This window comes from Micromonospora echinospora (genome assembly GCF_014203425.1).
Classification (GTDB): Bacteria; Actinomycetota; Actinomycetes; order Mycobacteriales; family Micromonosporaceae; genus Micromonospora; species Micromonospora echinospora_A.
Genome location: NZ_JACHJC010000001.1, coordinates 4,066,749 through 4,085,644 on the forward strand (window position 1 = coordinate 4,066,749; position 18,896 = coordinate 4,085,644).

19 protein-coding genes are annotated in these 18,896 nt (G+C 70.7%); 9 read left to right on the forward strand and 10 right to left on the reverse strand.

From position 1 onward, the window contains the following. Nucleotides 1–230: 230 nt before the first annotated feature. On the reverse strand, nt 231–3,227 hold the full coding sequence (locus FHU28_RS18850) for an N-6 DNA methylase (protein WP_221453239.1): 2,997 nt from the start codon (nt 3,225–3,227) through the stop codon (nt 231–233). Nucleotides 3,228–3,575: 348 nt separating this feature from the next. Here FHU28_RS18850 and FHU28_RS18855 point away from each other — a divergent pair, with 348 nt between their 5' ends. From FHU28_RS18855 to FHU28_RS18865, 3 genes are read left to right on the forward strand one after another with little or no spacing between them, the layout of a single operon-like run. After that, nucleotides 3,576–4,166 carry a DUF7019 family protein gene (locus tag FHU28_RS18855; protein WP_184685866.1) on the forward strand — a complete coding sequence of 197 codons (591 nt, stop codon included), beginning with the start codon at nt 3,576–3,578 and terminating at the stop codon, nt 4,164–4,166. Nucleotides 4,167–4,198: 32 nt separating this feature from the next. After that, nucleotides 4,199–7,630 carry a WD40 repeat domain-containing serine/threonine protein kinase gene (locus FHU28_RS18860; RefSeq protein ID WP_184685867.1) on the forward strand — a complete coding sequence of 1,144 codons (3,432 nt, stop codon included), beginning with the start codon at nt 4,199–4,201 and terminating at the stop codon, nt 7,628–7,630. Between the two features lie 4 nt (nt 7,631–7,634). Further along, on the forward strand, nt 7,635–8,246 hold the full coding sequence (locus tag FHU28_RS18865; RefSeq protein ID WP_184685868.1) for a hypothetical protein: 612 nt from the start codon (nt 7,635–7,637) through the stop codon (nt 8,244–8,246). A 70-nt stretch (nt 8,247–8,316) separates the two neighbouring features. Here the strand turns inward: FHU28_RS18865 and FHU28_RS18870 are convergent, their stop codons facing one another. From FHU28_RS18870 to FHU28_RS18880, 3 genes are read right to left on the reverse strand one after another with little or no spacing between them, the layout of a single operon-like run. Next, nucleotides 8,317–8,976, reverse strand: coding sequence for a response regulator (locus FHU28_RS18870; RefSeq protein ID WP_184685869.1), 660 nt, complete (start codon nt 8,974–8,976; stop codon nt 8,317–8,319). Continuing rightward, nucleotides 8,973–10,127 carry a sensor histidine kinase gene (locus tag FHU28_RS18875; protein WP_184685870.1) on the reverse strand — a complete coding sequence of 385 codons (1,155 nt, stop codon included), beginning with the start codon at nt 10,125–10,127 and terminating at the stop codon, nt 8,973–8,975. Before FHU28_RS18875 ends, FHU28_RS18870 begins: the two co-directional genes overlap by 4 nt. Further along, nucleotides 10,127–10,963 (reverse strand): CPBP family intramembrane glutamic endopeptidase, encoded by an 837-nt coding sequence (locus FHU28_RS18880; protein WP_184685871.1) that lies wholly within the window; start codon nt 10,961–10,963, stop codon nt 10,127–10,129. Before FHU28_RS18880 ends, FHU28_RS18875 begins: the two co-directional genes overlap by 1 nt. Before the next feature lie 192 nt (nt 10,964–11,155). Here FHU28_RS18880 and FHU28_RS18885 point away from each other — a divergent pair, with 192 nt between their 5' ends. Then, nucleotides 11,156–11,962 (forward strand): class I SAM-dependent methyltransferase, encoded by an 807-nt coding sequence (locus FHU28_RS18885; protein ID WP_184685872.1) that lies wholly within the window; start codon nt 11,156–11,158, stop codon nt 11,960–11,962. 10 nt (nt 11,963–11,972) lie between these two features. Here FHU28_RS18885 and FHU28_RS18890 read toward each other — a convergent pair whose 3' ends face one another. From FHU28_RS18890 to FHU28_RS18910, 5 genes are all read right to left on the reverse strand, one after another. Continuing rightward, on the reverse strand, nt 11,973–12,257 hold the full coding sequence (locus FHU28_RS18890; RefSeq protein WP_184685873.1) for a hypothetical protein: 285 nt from the start codon (nt 12,255–12,257) through the stop codon (nt 11,973–11,975). Nucleotides 12,258–12,447: 190 nt separating this feature from the next. Further along, on the reverse strand, nt 12,448–12,768 hold the full coding sequence (locus tag FHU28_RS18895; RefSeq protein WP_184689702.1) for a hypothetical protein: 321 nt from the start codon (nt 12,766–12,768) through the stop codon (nt 12,448–12,450). Beyond that, nucleotides 12,768–13,964, reverse strand: coding sequence for a WXG100 family type VII secretion target (locus FHU28_RS33095; RefSeq protein WP_184685874.1), 1,197 nt, complete (start codon nt 13,962–13,964; stop codon nt 12,768–12,770). The genes FHU28_RS18895 and FHU28_RS33095 overlap by 1 nt, the downstream gene beginning before the upstream one ends. Beyond that, nucleotides 13,961–14,284 carry a type VII secretion target gene (locus tag FHU28_RS18905; RefSeq protein ID WP_184685875.1) on the reverse strand — a complete coding sequence of 108 codons (324 nt, stop codon included), beginning with the start codon at nt 14,282–14,284 and terminating at the stop codon, nt 13,961–13,963. Before FHU28_RS18905 ends, FHU28_RS33095 begins: the two co-directional genes overlap by 4 nt. Beyond that, nucleotides 14,268–14,672: a YbaB/EbfC family nucleoid-associated protein gene (locus tag FHU28_RS18910; RefSeq protein WP_184685876.1), complete on the reverse strand. Its 405-nt coding sequence runs from the start codon at nt 14,670–14,672 to the stop codon at nt 14,268–14,270. The genes FHU28_RS18905 and FHU28_RS18910 overlap by 17 nt, the downstream gene beginning before the upstream one ends. 164 nt (nt 14,673–14,836) lie before the next feature. Between FHU28_RS18910 and FHU28_RS18915 the strand changes: the two genes are divergently transcribed. From FHU28_RS18915 to FHU28_RS18935, 5 genes are read left to right on the forward strand one after another with little or no spacing between them, the layout of a single operon-like run. Beyond that, nucleotides 14,837–15,664 carry a hypothetical protein gene (locus FHU28_RS18915; protein ID WP_184685877.1) on the forward strand — a complete coding sequence of 276 codons (828 nt, stop codon included), beginning with the start codon at nt 14,837–14,839 and terminating at the stop codon, nt 15,662–15,664. A 19-nt stretch (nt 15,665–15,683) separates the two neighbouring features. Continuing rightward, entirely contained in the window at nt 15,684–16,010 is a 327-nt protein-coding gene (locus FHU28_RS18920) for a hypothetical protein (RefSeq protein WP_184685878.1), read from the forward strand. A gap of 1 nt (nt 16,011) precedes the next feature. Then, complete coding sequence (locus FHU28_RS18925) at nt 16,012–16,506, forward strand: WXG100-like domain-containing protein (protein WP_030502360.1); 495 nt, start codon at nt 16,012–16,014, stop codon at nt 16,504–16,506. A 28-nt stretch (nt 16,507–16,534) separates the two neighbouring features. Further along, on the forward strand, nt 16,535–16,984 hold the full coding sequence (locus tag FHU28_RS18930) for an EndoU domain-containing protein (RefSeq protein WP_184685879.1): 450 nt from the start codon (nt 16,535–16,537) through the stop codon (nt 16,982–16,984). A gap of 2 nt (nt 16,985–16,986) precedes the next feature. Then, the gene (locus FHU28_RS18935; protein WP_128136620.1) at nt 16,987–17,400 is read left to right on the forward strand and encodes a hypothetical protein; all 414 of its coding nucleotides are present in this window, start codon (nt 16,987–16,989) and stop codon (nt 17,398–17,400) included. A gap of 6 nt (nt 17,401–17,406) precedes the next feature. Here the strand turns inward: FHU28_RS18935 and FHU28_RS18940 are convergent, their stop codons facing one another. After that, a complete protein-coding gene (locus FHU28_RS18940; protein ID WP_184685880.1) occupies nt 17,407–18,774 on the reverse strand; it encodes a pyridoxal phosphate-dependent decarboxylase family protein in 1,368 nt (455 codons plus the stop codon). Between the last annotated feature and the right edge of the window lie 122 nt (nt 18,775–18,896).

Below are 18,896 nucleotides of genomic sequence, written 5' to 3' on the forward strand. Positions count from 1 at the left end.
ACCGACAGCCAACTCCCCGGCGGGCTGCCGAGGCAAGCACTGTGACGCGTTACCTGCGGACCTCGGAGAGGGGTAGAGAGTGCGGTATCGGATCCACTTCGACGCTGAGCTGCCGGCGGATGCCCTCGCGCGTTCCTGTTGTTGGAGTACGGCGTCGCGCCGGAACGGACTACCCGAGTGTGCGTGGCCATCCCGTCGACCCGCAGCTCGACGGCGATCAGAAGCATCCATCAGCTGAGCATCTCCATGACCGTGGCTTCGATCTCTGCAGTGGCCGAATGGCCTGCGAGTGCGACTCGGATGCGTCGACGCAGGGTCACGAAGCTTCGCCCCTCCTCAAGGTCGAGTCCAGCCACGAACTGACACTGGTCCTGGCCGAGCTCGGCGAGGCGTCGGTGCGTCCGGTCTGCGTCGTCGTACCGGGGGATGGGTAGTTTCCACACGTGTTTGTCGATATGCCGTTCGTCCTTGCTGTATGACATCAGCGGACGGGCGAGCGTGGTAAGAGCCGGGCTGTTCAGGATCGCGCTGAGATAGTGACCTTCCGCCCGGCTGTCGATCGTGCAGTAGTAGAGAGCATGCTCGATGACCGCGGCCGGGTCGTCGACGATGGCGGCGGCGACGTGCATCCCGGAGGCGGAGTAGGCCAACCGAAGGGGCGGCGCGGGAAGCTGCGCGGTCAGCTTGCGTCGGAAGTTGAGTTGCTCACCCAGAGTTAGTCGCGCGCTGCTGCGATGCGCCTCCCAGGTGGCTTCCGCCTTCCGCCACCATTCGGCCAGACCGAAGTAGTAGTCGAGTCGAGAGCCGGACCCGGTCATCAGGGTGGAACCGTCGAGCGGAAGCACCGCCTTCTTCGCGGGCAGGATCCGGTACGGCAGCAGCGTCTCGCCGAGCAGCACGGGGCGGATGAACTCGCTCTCCACGACGCCTTCGAGAGCGGGCAGATCCTTCCACGGAGGATTCTCCATGTTGCTGCGGGCCGAGCGAACGGCGTGGCGGCCGACGCCGAGGCCGAGCCGCCCGCCGGAATCTACCTCGACGAAAAAGAGGATCTTGGGAAAGATGGTCGCACCGTTGTGCACGTGTGCCTTGTACGGTGACTCGGCGAGGTACGCCCCACCCAGGGGGACAAGTTCCCGGTTGATGGACGGCGCCGCCTGTTTCCATCTCCTGGCATCGGTGCCGAGGCGCCCCGTCCATTGCTCGGTGACCGAGGGAAGGCGGCGAGGGCTGCCGGTGGCCGCCTTATTGCCGAAGACGACACTGGCGCCCCGGGGAAAGGGATGGGGACGCAGGCGGCGCAGGTCCCAGGAGCCGGTGAAGGCAACGTCTGTCGGCTCGGTCTCGTCCGTGTACCGCCCGCTGCGGAAGGCCTCGAAGTGCTCGCGGTCGAGCACGGCGTTGGGCAGGACGAAGGCGAACGCGCCACCATCGCGGAGATACTGCTGGATGGTTCTGACGACAAAAAGGCTGGAGAGGTCCTGCTGCGTCGCGAACTGACTACCACGCCACAGCCCGCGTTCACTGCAGAGCTTCTTGAACATTGCCTGCATACCGGTAGGCATGTGACGGTACGAGAGCCACGGCGGGTTGCCGATGAGAATGTCCACCCGGTTGTCGTCCATCGCAAACCAGACGGGCCGGGCCAGGTTGCGCAGGTAGTAGCTCCAGATGTGGTCGCGGCCCTCGTCGTGCAGTCGGCACATCGCCTCGAAGGTGCCGCGAATCATCGGCTGGTCGTCAGCCCTGATCTGCAGGTGGTGGAAGAACGCCGCCAGCGACGGCGGGTTGTTCGGGTCTCGCGGTTTTGCCGCGATGCCGGCGAGTCCGGAGACGATCTGGTCGAAGCGGCTCGGCTCGTCGAGCAGGGTTTTGGGGAAGCGGAGCCACTCCTCGACCGCGCTGGCGTTGTAGCCGGCACTGATTCGTACGTGCTCCTCCGTGAAGAGGTCACGGCGCTCCCGCCACTGCATGCTGTCGCCGAGATAGACCGGGATGGTGATGGCGCCTCGCTGGTCGGTCAGCCGCTGGTGGCCGATGGCGAGCAGGTAGGTCACGCGCGCGAGCGCCACGGCGACCGGGTGCAGGTCGACGCCAACCACGTGCTGGGTGAGTTGCGTCAGCGCGGCATCGAGCGGCACGTCCGCCGTCTCGGCAGCGGCGAGATACCGGCGGACCGCGTGGAAGAGAAAGGTGCCGGAGCCGCAGGCGGGATCCAGCACACGTTGCCGCAGCGGATCGGTGACGACGGTGTCGATGAGGTGCTCGGCGAGCCAGTCGGGGGTGTAGTACTCGCCCATCCGCTTGCGCGTCTCCGGGCCGATCATCGACTCGTAGAGCACCTTGAGGATGTCGTGGTCGGCCCGCAGCCAGTCGAACCGGGCCAGTCGCCGGGTGAGCCCATGGATGAACTCGCGACCGCCGGGCACCTCCGTGGTCCACCCGAAGAAATCGTGCTCGACCACGCCCAGGATGCGGGCCTGGTCGAACCGTTGCCCAGTGATGAGGTCCTGCGGCTGCAACTCCAGGGCGTCGATGCCGACGACCAGGTGCGCGATGATGTATGCGCTGTTCATCAGCAGGGTGTGCTCGACGAACAGGTCCGGGTCGTCAACGAACTGGGTGCCCAGGGCGCTGTCGAGCAGCTCCGCCCACAGCTTCCGCTTCAACTCCACGGTCGGCAGCCGTTCATGCTCGGCGTAGAGCGCGGCGAGCGCGGCACGATCCAGCTTGTGGGAGGTGCTCTGCGCGCCGAGGCGGCGAGCCACCTCGGCGGGAGCCGGGCGGACCCGCTGGCTCGTCGCCAACACACCTTCCAGCCAGTAGAAGAGGGCCAGACCGTCGGGGCGGGTGGCAGCGACCGTATGGGTGTCGACGAGAGTCAGCTCGTCGCCGGTCAGCTGATATGCCCGCCATGTGGCGCCGTCGGTGAGGATGCCGACGTACCTCTGGCCACTCTCCATGCACCGCGACCACACGTAGCCAGCGAGCTGGCGCTCAGCATCCCGGAGTGGGCGACCGGTCTGGAGCCCTCGCTTGACCTCGATGATGGTGTAGCCGACCTCGATGTCGATGCGCCGGCCACCGCCGGCCGGGGCCTCGAGATCGATGTCGTTGAGGTGGTAGCCAGAGAGCCCGAAATCGCCAGCCAGCAGCAGCTGGCGGATGTCGGACTGCAGGGTCGCCTCGCTGCGGGCGGCGCGCCGGTCGGCGATCCGCGCCAGCAAGGGCTGCAGTGACGGAGGGAAGCCGTCGGACGCGCGTACCTGCGGCCGGGGTGACGAGTGGCGGCTTCGGCTTACATCTGGCATACCGTCCGAGCGGGCCATACGCCAGTGTGGATATTGTGACTCGCTGAAGCCAAGCGATTACGAATGACTGTCGGATTAAGGACAGCTCACATCAAGGTCTCCACAGAACCCAGGGCGGTTCAACCCGTTGAGGACGGGCCGTGTTGCGCGGGATCGCGCGCGATGTCACGCACGGACACCGATCATCATCGATCGAGGGCGAGCGGCGTGAGCGTGCGCCACGTAGGGTGGGCTTCGGACGTCTCCCCGTAACCGGAGTGCATCTTGAGCCTCAAGTACTACCTCTACCTGTCGCATCTCAAGATCGGACTCCTGGCGGCGCAGGTCGCCTCCTCCGCGCAGCACGAGACCGAGCTCGCCGTGGACCTCAAGGTCGTCCGCTACAGCCGCAAGGCGGTGCTACCCGAGCGCCACGACCTCGACAAGCTGGAGAAGGTCATCCGGCACCTGCAGGACGCCGACCAGATCGGCGCCGCGGACGAGGAGCGCCCCTACGTCCAGGCCTGCCTGGAGATGCGCTGGCAGGTCTTCCCGACCGTCGGCATCGTGGTCTTCGCTGGGACGCTCGACGACCAGGTCATCGTGCTCGGCGGCTCGGCGTCGCACGTGGTCGGTGGCGGTGACGCCGAACCGGTCGGATCGGTCCCGCCGTATCTGTTCCGCAAGCTCCAGGAACTGCGAGCCGACCCGGGCGAGTTCGACGACGAGCGTTTCCACGAGTCGTTGGCGCAGATCGGGGCCGCGCTCCCGGGGCCGGCGCAACGGGTCGAGTTCATCGCCAAGCGGCTGGCCGAGAAGCCGGGCCCGAACGGCACGCTGCTGGGCAGCCCGATCTACGTGGCGCTCGTCGACTAGGGCCTCGGCGTGGACGCGGGGAAGGTCATCCGGTGGCGGCCGGGGAGACCGTCCTCGACACGTTCCGCATCGAGGAGGTCGTCGAGACGGGCGGCACGGGGTTCGTCTACCGTGCGCATCACCTCGCCTGGGGCGTCGACCTGGCGGTGAAGACGCCGCGCCCCGACCTTGCCTCGGCGCCCGGGATCCTCGATCTGCTCGCTCAAGAGGCGCAGGCCTGGACCGACCTCGATCCACATCCGAACGTGGTGGGCTGCAACTACGTGCAGCGCGTCGGGGCGTACCCGGTGGTGTTCGCCGAATGGGTCGCGGGCGGCGACCTGACAGCGGCGGTGCGGGACGGGCGGTGCCGCGACCTCCCGCGGGCCCTGGACGTCGCGATCCAGATGCTGCGCGGCATCGGCCACGCGCACGCGGCAGGTCTGGTGCATCAGGACATCAAGCCCTCCAACGTCATGTACGACGGTGAGACCGCACGGGTGACCGACTTCGGAACGGCCAAGGCGAAAGCGTCCGTGTCGCACAGCGCAGAGGGTGGCGTCGAGACCTCGTACGCGACACTCGGCGGATTCACACCGCAGTACTGCTCCCCGGAGCAGGTCGATCCGGACGGAAGGATCGGCCGGACCAGCGACATGTGGTCCTGGGCGCTGACGGTGATCGAGCTGCTGCACGGGCGCCGGCTCTGGAAGTGGGGACACGACGGTGCGGATGCGCTGGCGTCGCTACGCGGCGATCTCCCGCGGCCGCTGCGCGATCTCCTGTCCGGCTGCCTGGTGCGCGACCCCCGGTCGAGGATCGGCGACACCGCCGAGGCGGAGGCCGTCCTGCTGAGCGTCTACGCGGACTGCGCATCTGGTCCCTACCCGCACCCCGACCGGGTGTCGCCGTCTCTCAAGGCCGACGGCTTGTCGAACAAGGCGCTGTCCCTGTGGGACCTCGGCGACCAACGCCGGGCGATCGAGATGTTCGAGCGGGCCAAGGCGATCGACCCGCACAACGTCCGCGCGGTCTACAACCACGGGCTCGTCAGATGGGCCGACGGCCTGGTCACCGACGAGACCCTCCTGTCGGAACTGCGCGCCACGGGCGACTCCTGGGAGGCGGACTACCTGGCCGCGATGGTGCACATGGAACGCGGCGACGGCGTCCTCGCGGCCCGGCACCTGGCGGAGGCGGACCGCAAGCATCCGGGTTCGCCGGAGATCGCGGCCGCGCGGGAGCGCTGTGCCCGGCTGGAGCCGCGGGGCACGCTCGAGGTGTTCGGGCAGTTGTCCGGCCAGGTCGTCGCGATGGCCTGCGATCACGACGCGACACACGTGGTGGTGGCCGAGAGGTCAGGGCGGGTGCGGGTCTGGGACGCCTTCGCGGGCCGGGTGGTCGCGGAACTCGCCGCCTCCGGCCCGGCTCCCGTCGACGTCGCGATCGACCACGCCGGAGCGCGGGTCCTCGTCTGCTACCAGGATTCCCGCGTCGAGCGGTGGCTACTCGCCGACGGCACGGCCCACCTCGAAGGCCGGCTGGACGGAGGAACAGCCGTGGCGCTCAGCCCCGAGGGTGGCTTCGCGGCTGTGGGCACGGCCGACGGCCGCGTCCTCGTCTTCCGCACCGATGCGTGGGAGCCGGTCGCCCGCATCCGGCCCCACGACGGCACTGTCACCCGGGTGATCCTCGGCCCGGACGCCGAGGTGTGCGTCTCCGCCTCACTGGGCCGTCCCGGCTCCGCCGTCGACCACCGGGTGGAGCAGTGGTGGCCCCTGCGGGACACCAGGATGCGGGGCCTGCACATACCCGCCGACGAGATGGACGGCGGCGGCCAGAAAATCGCCCTGGCGCCGGACGGGTCGACCGTCCTGAGGATCGGCTACCAGTCCCTGACCATGGTGGACATGCGGGTCTGGGACGAACCGCGACGGTGGGAGATCCCCTGGCTGACCGGATACCGCATGCTCGGCGTCTCCGGCCGGGCCGGCTGGGCTCTGCTCGACCCCGGGACCGGCGAACTTCAGGTCCTCGAACTCGCCATCCGCCGATGCGTCCGCACCTTCCCGAAGGACTGGGCGCGGGGTTCACGTCGCGACGCGACGGCGTTCAGCGGGGACTGCGGCTACGCCGTCATCGCCGAATCGCACGGCTACAGTGGCCAGACCTCGCTCTCCCGACTCCCCATGCCGCTCCGCGGACACCTCGCACCCTGGTCGTACGCGCCGCCCCGGCCGGTCGGTGCCCTCGCGCGCGACGAGCGGGCGTTCGACCAGGTCATGGAACGCGTCGAGGCGATGATCGCGGCCGGAGAGGATCGGCGCGCGGCAGACGCGATCCGCGAGGCGCGTGCCGTTCCCGGCCACGAACGTCACCCGCGGCTACGCCGGGCCTCCGGGGCCCTGGGCCGGAACCTGCGGCGCACCGGACTGACCGGCATCTGGCTGGAGCAGGAGCTGTCCGACGTCATGCTCGCCCATGGCACCTTCGACATCGGCGCCTCCGGCCGCTTGTTCGCCTTCCCGGCCAACATCGACGAGGTCGAGATCTTCGACCTGGAGACACTGGAGAAGGCAGGCGGGGTCATCGAGCGGCGGAACCCCGCCACCAGCCTGTCCTTCGCCAGGGGCGGCCGGGACGTGATCATCGGCTACTCGGACGGATCGGTCGCCTGCCATGACACCAGGACGTTCCAGCCGCGGTTCAAGGTGGCCGGCGCCCTGCCTCGCGACGACGGGAACACCACGCTCGACATCACGGGCGACCTGTTGGCGGTCGGCTTCGGCCATGGATTGGCGACGGTGTGGTCGCTTGAGGCGGCTGCCTGCGTCGCGACGGTCCGCACCGGACCCGGCACGATCGTCGGCGTCACCGCCGACGAGGCGTCCCGCTCGATCGCCGTGCAGCTGCGAACCCCCGACGCGGCCGCCGTGGAGGTCCGGTCGATGGACACCGGAAAGCCCGTGAAGACCTTTGCGGACGTCGACCCGCACACGGAGATCCGGTTCGCCTCCGGGATGCTGCTGCTGGCCGAGATGACCCGCCTGACCGCGTGGCGACCGGGTGACAGGCGCCCGTCGTACCACCTCGACCGGGTCAAGCACAGCTCGTCGGCGGCGTTGGCCTTCACGGACTCCCGTCGGCTCGCCGTCATCGCCGGGCAGACGGGCTTCGTCGTCTGGGACGCCGCGAGCGGAGAGCTGGTGTTCGACGGGAGAGCCCTCGACGACCCGGATGGACGCCTCTCCGGGGTCGAGGAGGTGGTGGTGTCGCCCGACGGGAGGTTCGCGGTGGCCGGAGACCCGGGAGAGCAGACCGTCGACGTCTGGGACCTGCGCGCCGGACGCCGGATCCGCTCACTGCACGGTCACCACGTCCGGGTCAACGCGATACGCGCCGACGCCGCGTTCGGCACCGTCGTCACCGGCGACCACCAGGGCAATGTCCGCATCTGGGGCCTCGATTGGGACTACGGAGAGTGATCCGATGACCGAACGCCGCCAGCACGATGAACTGCGAGCCGCGTTCCTGGCCAACCGGGAGCGCGTCAGAACCTGGCTCGACGCCTGGGAGATTCCCGAAGTGGTGTGGACCGACGAGTTCAACGAGATCCCTCTGCCCTGGATCGTGCCGCAGCAGGAAAGGGAGATCTGGCTCAAGCGCCACGCACCCTTCCTGGACGCGTACGACTGGTTGTTCGTCGGACGGCCGCTGACCCCGGGGGTCCGCGAGGTGCGGGCATTGTGGCACTTCGGGCCGGCTCACCGGTTCGCGGAACTTGATCTGATGATCACCAGCGTCTGTGACCCCGAGTACCTGGCCGAGAAGCTGACCCTGGCGGTTCACCACGCCGGCTTGAAGGGCTGGCGTGACGCGGACGCGCAGCCGCTCTATCAATGGCTCGTCGAGGGTGTGCATACGATGCCCCTCGGCAACGGCGTGCGGGGCAGCAACCGTTCGGGGTTCGTCCTGTTGCGTTTCACCCGCTTTCCGACCTCCGACGGCGACGTGATCGTGCGTCTGACCGTCGCGGAGACCGATAGCGCCCTGGACGGCTCACCTCTCGACGACGACGGGGTGTCGGTTCCTGGCGGCTAGACCAGCGGCTCTGCTCGGCATGGCCGTGATCGGCAACTGAGCTGGGCTGACCGCGTCTGCGACCCGCGAATCAGGTGACCAGCCCGGTGCGGTACGCGTACACCACCGCCTGCACCCGGTCCCGCAAGTCCAGCTTCGTGAGAATCCGCGACACGTACGTCTTGACCGTCTCCTGGCTGATCACCAGCCGCGCCGCGATCTCGCTGTTCGACAGACCGTCGGCGATCAGCCGCAGCACCTCCAGCTCACGGGGCGTCAGCCCCACGTCCGCAGGTGCTCCCTCGGCCGGGCGGATGCGCGCGGCGTACCTGCCGACGAGCTGCCGCGTCACCTCGGGCGCCAGCAGCGCGGCGCCGGAGGCGACGGTGCGGATGCCGTGCAGCAGTTGCGCAGGTGGAGCGTCCTTGAGCAGGAATCCGCTCGCGCCGGCGCGCAGCGCCTCGTAGACGTACTCGTCGAGGTTGAACGTCGTCACCATCAGCACCTTGACCGGCTGGGCGACGTCCGCGCCGGCCAGCAGGCGGGTGGCCTTGATGCCGTCGAGCACCGGCATGCGTACGTCCATCACCACCACGTCGGGCCGCAGGCGGCCGGCGAGGTCGACCGCGGCGCGGCCGTCGCCGCACTCACCCACCGCCTCCATGTCCGGCTGCGCGTCGATGATGGTGGCGAATCCGGTACGGATCAGCGCCTGGTCGTCGCAGACGAGCACCCGGATCGGCGCGGTCACGACGCGCTCCCGGTGGGGATGCGCGCCCGGACGACGAAGCTCTCGTCCGCCCGCCGTTGCGCGTCGAACTCGCCGCCGAGCACCGTCACGCGCTCGCGCAACCCGGCGAGGCCGCGTCCGCTTCCGCCCGGACCGGCGGCGCGCGCGCCGGGGCCGTCCGTGCTGATCTCCACCGTGATCTCCCGGTCTCCATGGTGTACGTGGACAGCGGTGGGACGGCCGTGGGCGTACTTGAGAGCGTTCGTCAGCGCCTCCTGCACCACCCGGTACGCGGCCACCTCCGCGCCGCCGGTCACCTCCGCCGGGCTGCCCTCCTGCGTGAACTCCACCGGCTGCCCGGCCTGCCGGGTCTGCTCCACCAGGGCGTGCAGCTCGCCGACGGACGGGGCGCGTGCCTCCGTACCGTGGTCGGGGTTGAGCACGTCGAGCAGCACCCGCAGGTCTCCGATGGCGCGGCGGCCGGTGTCGGTGACGGCGGTCAGGGCGGTGTCGAGTCGGTCGGGGGCGGCGGTCAGGTAGCGGGCCGCCTCGGCCTGCACCACCATCGCCGTCACGTGGTGGGTCACGACGTCGTGCAGCTCACCGGCGATGCGGGCACGTTCGGCGGCGCGGGCGGTCTCGGCGACGTGCCGGCGTCGCTCGGCCTCGGCGGCGCGGTTCTGCCGCAGCCATGACCCGGTGCCCCAGGCGAGCGCCAGCAGCAGGTAGAACGTGGCGAAGCCGGTCACCCCCTCGGTCGACCCCTGCCGGTCGAGGGCGACGGCTAGTCCGACGTACGCGAGGGAGCCGACCAGCACCGTGGCACGGCGGCCTCGGTCCAGGTGAGCGCCCGCGCTCACCAGCGCGACGGCGAGCGCGGCGCCCGCGAAGGTGTGGTACGCGCGTACCTGGTCGATCGCGAAGCCGAGGGAGACCAGGGCGAGGGACAGCGTCGGCCGGCTGCGGCGGAGCGCCAGCGGAAGACATTCCAGCGCGATCACTACCAGGGTCAGCGCGTCGAACGGCCGGGCGGGCAGGTCGCCGAGCTGCGTGCCGATGCCGCGCAGCGGTGGTGTCACGGACGCGAGGGCGATCACCAGCGCGAGCGGGAGATCCCGGACCGTGACGGGCCAGCGCCGCCACGAGTCCGGGAGCATCCGTCGTGTGATCATCAGGAGACCGTAACGCTCTCCGCCGGGACCTCGGCCGCGCGGCGGCGCCGCGTCACGATGTGGCCGCGGCGGTGCGCCAGCCACAGGAAGACCACTGTCAGCGCCGCCCCGGCCGCCACCGTGTAGAGGCTGCCCTCCGGCCCGAAGTCGCCGCCGCTGAGCAGCGTCGAACCCGACGTGCTGGCGTCCAGCAGCCCCACCGACTCGCCGTTGCCGGACACGACCACGCCGAAGATGCCGCCGGCGGCGAAGTTCCAGCCGAAGTGCAGACCGATCGGCACCCACAGGTTGCGGGTCGCGGCGTAGCAGGCCGCCAGCATGAACCCGGCCTCGATCGCGATGGCTGTCGCACCCCACAGGCTGGCGTCCGGGTTCAGCAGGTGCATCAGGCCGAACAGTACGCCGGTGAGCAGCAGCGAGAGCCACGTACCGAGCCACTCCTCGACCAGGCGGAAGAGCAGGCCGCGGAACATCAGCTCCTCCGTCACCGCCGCGGCGGCCATGAGCCCGAAGATGCCGACCGCGCCGGACACCGACCCGATGCCGTGCACGTGGTAGCCGCCCATGAGGGCGATGTTGACGATGACTGCCGCGAACATGGCGAACCCGATCAGCACCCCGCGGTTGAGCCGGGCCGCAGCGCCGTGCCGGGCCAGCTCGATGACCTCGCGACCTTCGGTGCGGCGCACCACCCACCCGTACACTCCGATCGCGGCCACTGCTGTCGCGACGCCGAGGATCAGGCTGAGCCAGGCGTTGTCCTGTGCCGCGACGACCGCCCGGCTCCCGACGAGACTGACCGCGACGACGGCCAGGAACTGCTTCACCACACGCATGACGATTCCTTCGGGATTTCCGCGGCCCGAACGCCGCGGTTCACCTGGAACGCTATGGATTCGCCAGCCGGAAATCGTCACCGTGCGGTGGACACTTGCGGGTAGCTCGCACGGGGGACGAGCGCGGCGTTCGGGGCGTGCCCTGAGCAGAAAGGCTGGCTTCGAGACGGCCTCGGCGGGCAGGCTGCCGGCATGGCGACGGGCTTCGGCGGTGAGGTGGCGACCTACTACGCACGGCATCGGCGCGGCTATCCGCCCGCCGTGGTCGACGCGCTGGCGGCAGCCTTCCGTCTCGGCGGCGACGACACGGTGGTCGACCTCGGCTGCGGTACCGGCCAGTTGAGCATTCCGCTCGCCGACCGGGTGGGCGCGGTCATCGGCGTGGATCCGGAACCGGACATGCTGGCGATCGCCCGGCGTGCCGCCGTGGACCGGGGGACTGCCAACGCCACATGGGTGCTCGGCAGCGACAGCGATGTGCCCGCGTTGTCCCGGCTGCTCGGCAGGGGGAAGGTCGGCGCGCTGACCGTTGCCGTCGCCATTCACTTCATGGACCGGGACACCCTGTTCGAGGCGGCCCGGCCGTTGTTCCGCCCCGGCGGTGGCATCGCCGTCGTCACCAACGGCGAACCCCTGTGGACGCAGGACACCGAATGGTCGCTCGCGCTGCGCGGATGCCTGGAACGGATGCTCGGCCACCCCGTCACCGGAAGATGCCAGACCGACGAGGACGGGCGCCGGCGCAACCGCGAGGCGCTCGTGCGTGCCGGATATCGGTACGAGGAGACGTCGGTGCGGTACGAGGCGCCGCTCACCGTCGACGACATGGTCGGCGGCGTCTACTCCGCCATGTCCGCCGAACAGATGCCGTCCTCGCGGCAGCGGGCGGCGTTCGCCGCCGACGTGCGCGACGCTCTCGGCGGAGTGGACGTGGTGACCGAGCCCGTCGTTGTCCGGCTGCAGTACGGGATCGCCGGCCAGGGCGTGGGTTCAGGCTGACCAGCGCCAGCTACGTCACCAGGCGGCAGTTGGGAATGCCCCTGGTGCGTTCCTCGATCGGTGCGGCAGTGGACAGGGCCGTCACCCCGGCGGGAACCGGAGCCCGCGAGACGTGGATGCCCTCCAGGCAGGTGTCGCACCAGAACGAGACGTAGCCGTACCCGGCGCCGGGCGGTGCGGTGAACACCATCCGCAGGGTCCGTTGACCGCAGTTCGGGCACTGGTGGTCGGACTCGGCCGGCAGGGTGCGGTAGACGACCTCGTACGCGTCGAGCCACTCGTCGAATGAAGCCACCAACTGCTCCTCGGGCCTGACCGGTGGTGACCGGCCATCGGTTTCGTGAACACCGGATCACCCCTGAAGGTCTGAGGAGCGGATCTCGATGAGCTGTCCGCGGTGAGTACGCCGCTGCTAAGCGTGCGACCGTTCTCCTCGGGCAGGGCCTCCTTGATCTCGACCACGTCGCGCAGACCCAGGGCCACCGCTACTCCACCGGTAACCTGTAGGTCGCGGCGACGAGTTCTCGAAGGTGTGCCACCACGTCGGGTTTCTGGTCCGTCTCCGGCAGGTCCCGTTCGCCCTCCGCGACCAGAGCGGCACGCCAGTGGCTGACGACTTCTCGCTGGGCCTCCGGTGACAGGTCCTCGAGCCAGAACGAGCCGAGGTTGTTGTCGATGATCTCCTGAAGGTGCTCGGCGGCGCGTCTGTCCGACAGCCGGGACACGAGAAAATCCAGCGTCCAGTCAAACAGGCCCCCGGTCGCTGTCCAGTCGATCCCGGGCCGGAGGACGATGAGACCGGCCATCACTTCCTCACGATGAAGACGCGCGGGCCGAGCCCGCGATCGGCTATGAACTGTTCGACCATGGCTGTCTGCTGCGCCGAGAACCTGGAGACGTCGACCGGGACGAGATCGGCCTTTTCCAGGTGCCGTTCGATCTGGTACTGAAGTTGTGGCCACTGCCGGTCGAAATACTGGCCGGGGAAGTTGCCCACCGCATCATAGGTGCGTCCCGCGCCGTCCACCCAGTCCGCCGAGGAGTCCGGCGGCGCCCGCCGCAGCCGTACCCCGACCTGCTGCTCGATCCGGCCGGCCGTCTCGGCCTCGGCCGGCCGGAACCTGCCGGTCGCAGGATCCATGCCCAGATCACGAACCCGCTGTTCCTCATCCACTTTCGGGATACGGGAAGGGTCCGTATCCCCGCTGGGTTTCGACGGGCCGGGCGGCGGCTCCGGTGAACGGTGTGTCAGTCGGCGCAGCGCCTCCCTCAGCTTCTCGATCAGGTCGCCGAGCCGGCGCACCTCCGGCATCAGCCGCCGCAGACTCGCCAGCAACCCCCGCAACAACCGCCCGATCCGCGCCGCCCACGACGCCACGGTCGTTGTCACCTGCTCCACCACCAGCGGCGTCGCCAATCCCGCCGTGGCGACCAGTTCGGCCGCGTACACGATCAGGCGGGACACGCAGGCGGCGATGGCGTCGCGGACCAGCAGCCGCACGGCCGCGACCAGGCCGGCGGCGCCCTCGGTGATCGCGGCCATCGCCTCGGCGCCCTGCGCCAGCCCGGTGACGGCCTGCTGCTGCTCGGCCGCCCAGCGGCGGTAGCCGGTGGCGGCGGCGCCCGTCCACCCGGCGACCTCGGCGCGGACGGCGTGGGCCAGTTCGGCGGCGTCCTCGCGCAGGGACGCGGCGACGTTGCGCCAGGTCTGCGCGTGCGCGGTGATCTCGGCGGGGTCGCCGGCGAGCCAGTCGAGGGCCTCGCTGAGCGGCTTGACGTGCTCGATGAGCCAGGCGATGCCGTACTGGAGAAGCACCCCTGCCGGGTCGGACACGAGGGCGAGCGCGTCGAGGCCGGCGCTGACGACGCCGAGGCTGCCGTCGATCCAGCTACCGGTGCGTACGCCCTGGGCGATGAGTTCGATGTCCTCGCAGATCCACACGCCCGCCCAGGCGCTCGGCGCGGTGTCCGCCGCGGCGGCGACGAGCGGGTTCGTGGTCACCGACGCTGCCGTACCCGGTCGAGCAGGTCCGCGGCGTGCGCGTCGGAGGAGCGGTAACGCTCGGCGCTGGACCGCAGCTTCCCGGCGGTGTCCCGGACCGAGGTGGCAGCGGTGCCGATGCCGTCGGTGAGCGTCCGCTGAAGACCGTCGAGGAGGATCGGCATGACCGCGCAGAGTTGCCCGTACGCGTCGGCGCCGAGCCGGACGTGCTGTCCGGCCTGCCGTGCGGTGTCGATGCTGTCGGCGCAGCGGCCCAGGTGGGCGGCGTGCGCGGTCAGGTCGTCCGGGTCGACCTGGAGGCCGTCACCGGGCGGCGGCATCCGGCGCGTCCGGGTCGGGGCCGAGCCGCCGCTGGTGGGACTCGACGACCGCTCGCGCGGCCGGGTCGTCCGCGCCGAGCGTCTTCGTGGTGGCATCGGTGAGCTGTCGCAGCAGGTCGGTGTGGGCGTCCCGGGTGACCGCCAGGATCTGCCGGGCGGTGTGTGCGGCGGAGTGCTGCCGGACGCGTTCGTCGAGTCGCAGGCCGGTGAGCAGCCCGGACGCGTCGACGGTGACCTCGACCAGCCCGTCGGCGCTGCGGGCGGTGCCGGTCAGCGCCTGTGTACGGGCGGACAGGTCCCGGGCGCGCACCGCCCGGGCGGCCAGCGACGACTCCCACTCGTCGAGCCGGCGTGCCGCCGCGTCCAACGCGGTCTCGTCCGGCCACATGACGACCCTCCCCAGGGGACAGCGGTGCCCGACACGGTAGCAACCGGTCGCGCTGCGTGTGGGCCCCGTGACGTCACGGCGACAAACGCGATCCCCTGTGGAGGGACCTCCGGGCGTGCCGGGCGTTGCTAGGGTCTGGTTGACCGTGACGGGGAGGCAACGGGATGGCACAGGACGCCGCCGCCGACGACTACGCGCTGCGCGTCTCCGGCTACCGCGAGGAGCTGGCGGCCCTGCGCGCCGGCGGGCGGCCTGCCGGCGGCGTGACCGCCGAGGCGCACGGCCGCGCCGCCGACGGCCAGGTCGAGGTGACGGCGGAGGACGGGCGGCTGCGCGCCGTCGAGCTGGCCGCGCCGTTGATGCGGCTGTCCGAGGACGAGCTGGGCGGCCTGGTCGAGCAGGCGGTGAACGACGCGCTGACCGCGTCCCGCGGCAGCCTGGCGAGCAGCGAACCGGTGGCCGACCTGTCCGCGCTGACCGGAAGCCTCGGGGCCGTCCTCGCCGAGAGCGAGGCGGCGATGCGCCGGCTCCACGGCGCGATCGCCGATGCCGTCGCCACGGCCGGGCCGGCGACCGGGCTCGGCGGGGACGTCCCGGCGAACGGCCCGGCGGACCTCCTGCACCAGGTCATGGACGTGCTGGGCACGGCGACAGGTGGGACGCCGCCCGACGACGACGGGGACGAGCGGTGGAGTGGGTCCGATGACGCGGGGACCGTGCGCGCGGAGGTCGACGGCTCGGCTCGGCTGACCCGGCTGGAGGTCATCCGCCGGCCCCGGCGGCTGTCCTCGGCCGAGCTCGGCGAGTCGGTGGTGGTCGCGGTCAACCGCGCGCTGGAGGAGATCCCTCCGGTGGCGGCGCCGCAGGGGCTCGGCTCGGCCGCGCTCGACGCGCGGCTGCGCGAGTTGCAGGAGGCCAGCGTCCGCCAGATGTCCGCGCTCACCGGCGCGCTGACCGGCGTGATGCAGACCATCCGGGAACCGGGACGATGACCGACGGAGGGGAGCGCTGATGGCCCGCGAGATCGAGATCGATCCTGAATCGATCATCGGTGCGGGTGACGACATCGTCGCCTCGGCGCAGCGCATGCGTTCCGCATTGTCCGCGTTCGACGCCGAGCTGGCGGCCTTCGGCACGCCGTGGGGCAACGACGATCTCGGCTCGCTCATCGGGATGGTGTACGAGACGATCCGCGACCTGGCGCTGGAGAGCTACGACGCGAACCTCGTCGAGATCGAGGACATCGGGAAGCTGAGCCGGGTGATGGGCCTCAACTACCAGGAGACCGAACGCATGATCACCGAGAGTCTCGACCGTTTCCGTGAGGTGCTCGGCTGACATGGGAATGACCCTGCCTGGAGAGCTGGTGTCCCTGCTCGGCATGCTCGGCTACACCTGGCCCGAGGCCGACGAGACGAAGCTGCTGGAGATGGGCCAGGCGTGGCTCGCCTTCCCGGACCGGCTCCGGACGCCGGTGGCCGACGCCGACCGGTCGGCGCAGCAGATGTGGACCCGGAACCGCGACGACGCCATCGAACGTTTCCAGAAGAGCTGGCAGGCCGCCGACTCGGCGAAGACCAACCTGGACGACGGGGCCTCCGCGGCGGCGCTGATCGGAACCGGGCTCATGGTGTGCGCCGGGATCGTCCTGGCGTTGAAGATCAACGTGATCGTGCAGCTGACGCTCCTGGCCATTCAGATAGCGCAGGCCGTCGCCACTGCGGCGGTCACCTTCGGTGCCTCACTGCTGGAGATCCCGATCTTCAAGTTCATCACCGGTGTCCTCATCGACCAGTTGCTGAACATGGCCACCGAAGCGGTGCTCGGTGGGTAAGCGGGGAAAGGCCGGTCTCTTCACGCCGGTGGAGAGGTGGCTCCGGGCCCGGATGCGGCACCGCCGTTACGCGCACATCTTTCGCGGTCACGTGAACACCAACGCCAATCCGCCCCGGGGCACCGGCTTCCACCACCGGTTCATGGGGGAGAACCCGCCCGGTGCCCGGGTCCGCGTCGACGCCGACGGCCGCGAGATGATCCTCGAACGGCACGCCGACGGCACGTACCGCGCCCGCGTCGACGTGCAGGACGACGGCGGTGCCTGGCGCCAGAAGCGCGGTTCGAGCACCTTCTTCCCGGACAACTGGACGCCCCAGCGGGTCGACGAGACGATCGAGGGCGCGTTCCGGTCCGGCGGCCCGCACCCGGACGACCCGAACAAATGGCAGGGGAGGGCGAACGGGCTGCTCGTCGAGGGCTTCTACAATCCCGGTGGCACGACGTGGTACTCGGCTTGGCCGGTGGGGGGACGCTAGCTGTGGGTGACATCCAGTTCGGGCGCAATCAGAACGGCGCGCCCACCATGACCAGCGGTGACGCGCGTTTCCGCCCGTTCGCCTCCCAGCTCGTCAGCGACATCCAGACGTACGCCCCGGACTGCCTCGAGCTGCTGCAGTGCATCGACGACGTGATGTCCGGCCGCTCGGACTACGAGGAGTACGAGGGCAACTCCGCCGTGGTGCGCTGCACGCCGACCGGCGTCAGCGTGGACAGCCTCGGGCCGGTGCCGTCGGGGGCGTCGTACACCGTCGACGAGGCCCGCACGGTGATCCTCGCCTACTTCGACTTCCTCGCCCCCTCGCCGGAGGAGAAGAAGCGCCACCTCGCCACCTGGGAGCGGGAGCACGGTGGCCCGTTCCCCGGGCGGCACCTGCTGCGTCTGCCGGGCTGACGCCGCTCAGCGGGCCAGCCGGGCGATCGCCGCCACCGACCGGTCCACGTCGGCTTCCGTGGTGGTCGCGTTCGACACCGAGATCCGCATCAGCCGCCGTCCCCGCCACGTCGTCCCGCCCACCCAGCACGTCCCGTCGGCCTGCGCCGCGGCCACCACCCGGTCGGTGCGCGCGTCGTCGCCGAAGCCGACGAGCACCTGGTTGAGCACGACGTCGTTCACCACCTCGAACCCGGCCTCGGCCAGCCCGTCGGCGAACCGTCGCGCCAGCGCGCAGCACCGCTCGACCAGCGCGGCCACGCCGTCGCGGCCCAACTCCCGCAGGGCCGCCCAGACCGCGAAGCCACGGGCGCGGCGGGAGGACTCCGCGGTCAGGTCCGCGCCCGCGGGCACACCACCGGAACCCACGAGGTACGCGGCCGCGAGCGACATGGCCGCCGCGTGCGCGTCGGGCCGGGCGCAGAACGCGAACGCGCTGTCGTACGGCAGGTTCAGCCATTTGTGGCCGTCGCAGGCCCACGAGTCGGCGTTCTCCAGCCCGTCGACCAGATGCCGGGTGGCGGGACTGGCGGCGGCCCACAGTCCGAACGCGCCGTCCACGTGCGCCCACCCGCCGTACCGGTGGACGAGGTCGCAGGCCCGGCGCAGGTCGTCGCACGCGCCGGTGTTCACGTTGCCGGCTTGCAGGCACACGATGGTCGGGCCGGGACCGGCGTCGCGCAACGCTGCGGCGAGCGCGTCCGGGTCGACGGCGCCCTGCGGGCCGGTGGGCACCGCGTGCAGCGCGTCGGTGCCGAGGCCGAGCAGGCGAAGCGACCTGTCGATGGTGGCGTGCCGTTCGGCCCCGGCGTACACGCGGACCGTTGGTGCGCCGATCAGGCCGCGCCGTTCCACGTCCCAGCCGGCGTCGGCGAGCACCTGGTGGCGGGCGGCGGCGAGCCCTGCGGTGTTCGCCGCCTGCGCGCCGGTGACGAAGCCGACTGATGCGGTCGCCGGGATGCCCAGCAGGTCCTTCAGCCAGGTCCCGGCGGCCGTCTCGGCGGCCACCGCGGCGGGGGAGGTGACCGCGTTGAACGCGAGCTGGTCCCACCCGACGGCCAGCATGTCGGCGGCGGTGGCGGCGGGGGAGGCGCCACCGACGACGAAGCCGAAGTAGCGAGGGCCGGCGGTGGCGACCAGGCCCGGCTCGGCGGCGGCCACCAGTTCGGCGAGGACCTGCTCGGGCGGGGTGGGCGCGTCCGGCAGCGGGACGGCGAACGCCTCGGTCAGCGCGGTCTGGTCCACGGGTACGCCGACCGGCCGGTCCGGCAGCGACAGCCGGTAGTCGGCCGCGTGGTCGGCGGCCCGCCGCAACAGGTGCCTCAGTTCGTCCATCGCCGCACCCTAGCCGCAGGCAGGGTGTCACGGGAGCCACGTCGGGAGCGCCCTAGGGCCTGTGTCGAAGTCGGTGCCAGGGCTTGAGCCGGCTTGAGGATCTTCGGCGTGTCGGAGATCGA

Coding starts and splice junctions, on each gene's coding strand:
- FHU28_RS18920 (WP_184685878.1), top strand. CDS start 15,684: ATGGCCCGCGAGATCGAGATCGATCCTGAATCGATCATCGGTGCGGGT.
- FHU28_RS18940 (WP_184685880.1), bottom strand. CDS start 18,774: ATGGACGAACTGAGGCACCTGTTGCGGCGGGCCGCCGACCACGCGGCC.
- FHU28_RS18915 (WP_184685877.1), top strand. CDS start 14,837: ATGGCACAGGACGCCGCCGCCGACGACTACGCGCTGCGCGTCTCCGGC.
- FHU28_RS18875 (WP_184685870.1), bottom strand. CDS start 10,127: ATGATCACACGACGGATGCTCCCGGACTCGTGGCGGCGCTGGCCCGTC.
- FHU28_RS18925 (WP_030502360.1), top strand. CDS start 16,012: ATGGGAATGACCCTGCCTGGAGAGCTGGTGTCCCTGCTCGGCATGCTC.
- FHU28_RS18905 (WP_184685875.1), bottom strand. CDS start 14,284: ATGCCGCCGCCCGGTGACGGCCTCCAGGTCGACCCGGACGACCTGACC.
- FHU28_RS18885 (WP_184685872.1), top strand. CDS start 11,156: ATGGCGACGGGCTTCGGCGGTGAGGTGGCGACCTACTACGCACGGCAT.
- FHU28_RS18880 (WP_184685871.1), bottom strand. CDS start 10,963: ATGCGTGTGGTGAAGCAGTTCCTGGCCGTCGTCGCGGTCAGTCTCGTC.
- FHU28_RS18895 (WP_184689702.1), bottom strand. CDS start 12,768: ATGGCCGGTCTCATCGTCCTCCGGCCCGGGATCGACTGGACAGCGACC.
- FHU28_RS18910 (WP_184685876.1), bottom strand. CDS start 14,672: ATGTGGCCGGACGAGACCGCGTTGGACGCGGCGGCACGCCGGCTCGAC.
- FHU28_RS18865 (WP_184685868.1), top strand. CDS start 7,635: ATGACCGAACGCCGCCAGCACGATGAACTGCGAGCCGCGTTCCTGGCC.